Source organism: Mycobacterium sp. TH-M15 (assembly GCF_057473705.1).
The window spans coordinates 1-3,858 of the sequence record NZ_JBYCLB010000587.1; the positions used below are offsets into that span (position 1 = coordinate 1).

Below are 3,858 nucleotides of genomic sequence, written 5' to 3' on the forward strand. Positions count from 1 at the left end.
TGCACGCGCCCATCGCCGCCACCCAGCCGGTGACCTGCCGGGCCACCACCTGCTCGGTCAGACCCGCCTCGGCGAGCACCTCACCGCGGGACGCGTGCTCGTAGAACCGCTGCGCCAGCCCGACGTCGCGGCACGGCACGTCGACCTCGGCGGCCCGCAACGCCGCCGACACCGCCGACCCGACCCCGCCGGCCACCCCGTTGTCCTCGCAGGTGACGACGAGCTTGTGGGCACGGGCCAGCTCGCGCAGCGCCGCGCTGACCGGCAGCACCCAGCGCGGGTCGATCACGGTCACCCCGATGCCCTGGTTGTGCAGCCGCTCGGCGACCGCCAGTCCCATGGCCGCGAACGCACCGACCGCCACCAGCAGCACGTCGGCGCCGAGCCCGTCTCGCGGCACCGCCAGCACGTCGACCCCGGATTCTCGACGCAGCGCCGGGATGTCCTCGCCGACGTCGCCGCGTGGGAACCGGATCGCGGTCGGGCCGTCACCGACGTCGAGCGCCTCGCCGAGCTCTTCGCGCAGCCGGATAGCATCGCGCGGGGCGGCGACCCGCATCCCGGGCACCGCGCCCAGCATCGACAGGTCCCAGATGCCGTGGTGGCTGGCGCCGTCCGGGCCGGTGACCCCGGCCCGGTCCAGCACCAACGTGACCGGCAGCCGGTGCAGCGCCACATCCATCATGATCTGGTCGAACGCCCGGTTGAGGAACGTCGAGTAGATGGCCACCACCGGGTGCAGTCCGCCCATCGCCAGCCCGGCCGCCGAGGTGATGGCGTGCTGCTCGGCGATGCCGACGTCGAACATCCGGTCGCCGAACCGCTCCCCGAACCGGGCCAGCCCGGTCGGCCCGGGCATGGCGGCGGTGATCGCCACGACGTCACGGCGGACGCTGCCGTACTCGATCAGCGCGTCGGAGAAGACCGCCGTCCAGCTGCGTCCGGCCGCTTTGGTGGCGGACCCGGTCACCGGATCGATCACTCCGCAGGCGTGCATCTGCTCGGCGTCGTCGTCCTCGGCCGGCCGGTAGCCCTTGCCCTTGCGGGTGACCACGTGCACCACCACCGGTCCGCCGAACCCGCGGGCGTGCCGCAGCGCGGACTCGACGGCGCGTTCGTCGTGGCCGTCGACCGGGCCGACGTACTTCAGCCCGAGGTCGGTGAAGAGCAGCTGCGGACTGAGCGCGTCCTTGACGCCGGCCTTGACGCTGTGCATCACCTGGTAGCCGAGCTCGCCGACGACCGGCATGCCGCGCACCGCGTCGCGGCCTCTCTTGAGCAGCCGCTCGTAACCGGGCTGCAGCCGCAGCGTGGCCAGGTGGTTGGCCAGCCCGCCGATGGTCGGGGCGTAGCTGCGGCCGTTGTCGTTGACCACGATCACCACCGGCCGGCGGGACGCGGCGATGTTGTTCAGCGCCTCCCAGCACATGCCGCCGGTGAGCGCCCCGTCACCGACCACCGCGACCACGTGCCGGTTGCGGTGCCCGGTCAGCTCGAACGCCTTGGCCAGCCCGTCGGCGTAGGACAGCGCCGAGCTGGCGTGGCTGGACTCCACCCAGTCGTGTTCGCTCTCGGCGCGTGACGGATAGCCGGAGAGCCCACCCTTTTTTCGCAGCATGTCGAAGCCGGCAGCGCGGCCGGTCAGTATCTTGTGCACGTAGGCCTGGTGGCCGGTGTCGAAGACGATCGGGTCGTGCGGCGAGTCGAACACCCGGTGCAGCGCCAGGGTCAGCTCCACCACGCCGAGGTTGGGACCCAGGTGCCCCCCGGTGGCGGCCACCTTGTGGATCAGGAACTCGCGGATCTCGTCGGCCAGCTCGGTCAGCTGCGCCTGGCTGAGGTGCTGCAGGTCAGCAGGGCCGCGGATCCCGTCGAGCATCCCGCCAGTGTACGCACGGCCGCTTCCGGGCTTCGGCCGAATCCGGCCCGCCGAGGCGGCGCGGCCAACGTATGGTCATGGGGTGCACGCCGAGGATATCGCCGAAGCCTTCCCGGTGGTCGCCGTCGACTCCGATGCGCTGGACGCGGCCCGGCTGCTGGCCGAGCACCGGCTGCCCGGCATCGTGGTCACCGACGCAAGCGGCAAACCCTACGCCGTGCTGCCGGCCTCCCAGGTGGTCCGGTTCATCGTGCCCGGCTACGTGCAGGACGACCCGTCCCTGGCCGGGGTGCTCAACGAGACCATGGCCGACCGGGCCGCGGAGAAGCTGGGCGGCAAGACCGTTCGCGACGTGCTGCCCGAACACCTGAACAACGTGCCCGCCGCCGACGCCGACGACACCATCATCGAGGTCGCCGCCACCATGGCGCGGCTGCACAGCCCGCTGATCGCGGTGGTCAAAGACGGCCAGTTGCACGGCGTGATCACCGCCTCCCGGCTGCTGGCCGCCGCGCTGAAACGATGATCGCGGCGGTGTCGGAGCTTCGATGATCTACATTGCCACCGCGGTGTTCGTGATCGCCTATGCGTTCATCGCCGCCGACCGGGTGGACAAGACCAAGGTGGCGCTGGCCGGCGCCGGGGTGATCGCCTGCCTGCCGATCATCAGCTCCGCCGACATCTTCTACTCGCACGAGACCGGCATCGACTGGGACGTCATCTTCTTGCTTTTCGGCATGATGATCATCGTCAGCGTGCTGCGCCAGACCGGCGTGTTCGAGTACATCGCGATCTGGGCGGCCAAGCGCGCCAACGGCTCTCCGCTGCAGATCATGATCCTGCTGGTCTTGGTCACCGCGGTGGCCTCGGCGCTGCTGGACAACGTCACCACCGTCTTGCTGATCGCCCCGGTGACCCTGCTGGTCTGCGACCGGCTGGCGATCGGCGCCGCACCGTTTTTGATGGCCGAGGTGTTCGCCTCCAACATCGGCGGCGCGGCCACTCTGGTCGGCGACCCGCCGAACATCATCATCGCCAGCCGTGCCGGCCTGACGTTCAACGCGTTCCTGGTGCACCTGGCGCCGCTGGTGATCGTCGTGATGGCGGTCTTCGTCGTGCTGCTGCCCCGGCTGTTCCCCGGCTCGTTCACCGTCGACCCGGACCGGGTCGCCGACGTGATGTCGCTGGCGGAGGGCGAGGCGATCCGGGACCGCGGGCTGCTGATCAAATGCGGCGCGGTGCTCGCGGTGGTGTTCGCCGCGTTCATCGGTCACTCGCTGCTGCACCTGGAGCCGTCCATGGTGGCGCTGCTGGGCGCCGGAGTTCTGGTGGTGATCTCGGGGACGAAACGCTCGGAGTACCTGTCCAGCGTCGAGTGGGAGACGCTGCTGTTCTTCGCCGGGCTCTTCGTGATGGTTGGCGCGCTGGTCAAGACCGGGATGGTGGCCGATCTGGCGCAGGCGGCGACGAACGCCACCGGAGGCAACGCCCGGCTCGCCACGATGGCGATCCTCGGCGTCTCGACTCCGGTCTCCGGGATAATCGACAACATCCCGTACGTGGCGACCATGACGCCGATCGTCGCCCACCTCTCGGCATCCATCCCGGGCCAGCTGCACCCCGACGTGCTGTGGTGGGCGCTGGCGCTCGGCGCCGACTTCGGCGGCAACCTCACCGCGGTGGGGGCCAGCGCCAACGTGGTGATGCTCGGAATCGCCCGCCGCGCAGATAATCCCATCTCGTTCTGGGAGTTCACCCGCAAAGGCATCGTGGTCACCGTGGTCTCGGTGGCGCTGTCGGCGCTGTATCTATGGCTGCGCTACTTCGTCCTGGGATGAACCGGGCGACTCCGGGCCGGGCCGGCTCGAACCGCGGTGGGCCGAACCCGAGTCCGCCGCCGGGCCCGGCGGCGGCGGCCGCCGCCGGGGGGCGGCCGCAAAGGTCGCCCCCGCGTCGACGACCACGTGGTGCGCGTAGCC

General features: G+C 70.7%; 3 protein-coding genes. 2 read left to right on the forward strand and 1 reads right to left on the reverse strand.

The features are described 5' to 3' along the window. The coding region (dxs, locus tag AC2VNT_RS14515; protein WP_486947525.1) for a 1-deoxy-D-xylulose-5-phosphate synthase at positions 1-1,879 on the reverse strand (1,879 nt) is incomplete at its 3' end. Between the two features lie 82 nt (positions 1,880-1,961). Between dxs and AC2VNT_RS14520 the strand changes: the two genes are divergently transcribed. Continuing rightward, positions 1,962-2,405, forward strand: coding sequence for a CBS domain-containing protein (locus tag AC2VNT_RS14520; RefSeq protein ID WP_486947526.1), 444 nt, complete (start codon positions 1,962-1,964; stop codon positions 2,403-2,405). 22 nt (positions 2,406-2,427) lie between these two features. Continuing rightward, complete coding sequence (locus AC2VNT_RS14525; RefSeq protein ID WP_486947527.1) at positions 2,428-3,717, forward strand: ArsB/NhaD family transporter; 1,290 nt, start codon at positions 2,428-2,430, stop codon at positions 3,715-3,717. The last annotated feature ends 141 nt before the right edge of the window (positions 3,718-3,858 follow it).